We start from the raw sequence: 970 nt of genomic DNA, 5'->3' as shown, positions 1-970 counted from the left end.
TCCGCTGCTATGTTGGATTTCAGCGGTATTTTTCGCGTTCGATGCCAATGGCTTGAGGCAGGTTTTCCTGTTACTGAATAACAGCGGAAAAACATGCTCCAATCGCGCAGTTTTACCGCTGATCCGCAGCAAAAATGCCCCTCTTATTCAACCGACAATGAGAAGGAGCGGCGCGGCGCACCGAAGGCGTCGCGGGGCGCATACCCAGCATTGTTCGTGCTGATGTTGAATCGAACGGATCAGATTTGACGCTCGCCGCCCTAGAAGAAGACGGTCGCGTCCATGAAGCCATAGCGGGTGTTGCCCGTCTGCGGCGCGTTGGGCGCGTCTTTCATGAAGCGGCCCTTGAACAGGATCGCGCCGCCGGCGCCGAGCTGCAGCCGGTCGGGGATCAGCCAGTAGCGCACCCGCGTGTCGAGATGCGTGCCGACATAATGGCCGGCCGCACCGGAAGGGTCGCGCACGCCCGAATTGCCGAAACTGTCGGTCGCGGTGGCGAGCCAGATCGGGCGCAGGTTGAGATGCAGGTCGAGCCGCGCGCTCGGCTTCGCCTCGATCCGTGCCGAGACGGTCGCAATGTTCGAGCGGATGATCAGCGAATAGAGGCCGGACGGGGTGAATTCATAGGCCGGGTCGCCGATCAGCCCATCGAAGCGGCTGAAGCTGCCGCCGGGCTTGTCGCCGGTCATGTAGTCGGCGTTGAACGACAGGCGCGGCGACCAGGCAGCCTTGAAGCTCCAGCCCAAAGCGCCGTGGAACATCCAGGCCGAGACGCGGTGATTGACCAGGTCGCCGGCGGCGGCGCTAAGTCGGGTGGTGCCGGTCTGCCATGCACCTTCCATGTCGTAGTCGACCCTATTCGCCTTCGGTGCGCGCGACAGGCGGATGCCCGAGGTCAGCAGGCGGCGATTGCGCGTGGCGAAGCCGGGCGCGTCGGTCTCGACGAAGCGATAGCTGTAGAGCTCGGCCG

1 protein-coding gene is annotated in these 970 nt (G+C 63.4%); it reads right to left on the bottom strand.

The window, feature by feature from the left end; all coding sequences use genetic code 11:
• Positions 1–260 precede the first annotated feature (260 nt).
• Positions 261–970, bottom strand: a 710-nt coding sequence (locus tag AC1DZC_RS19870; protein WP_477044464.1) for an alginate export family protein, incomplete at its 5' end; no start/stop codon positions are given.

The sequence above is a fragment of the Cellulomonas sp. P2_B4 genome, from assembly GCF_056404795.1.
Note: the sequence above shows the minus strand (reverse complement) of the source record. Positions and strands in the feature narration are given on the sequence as shown.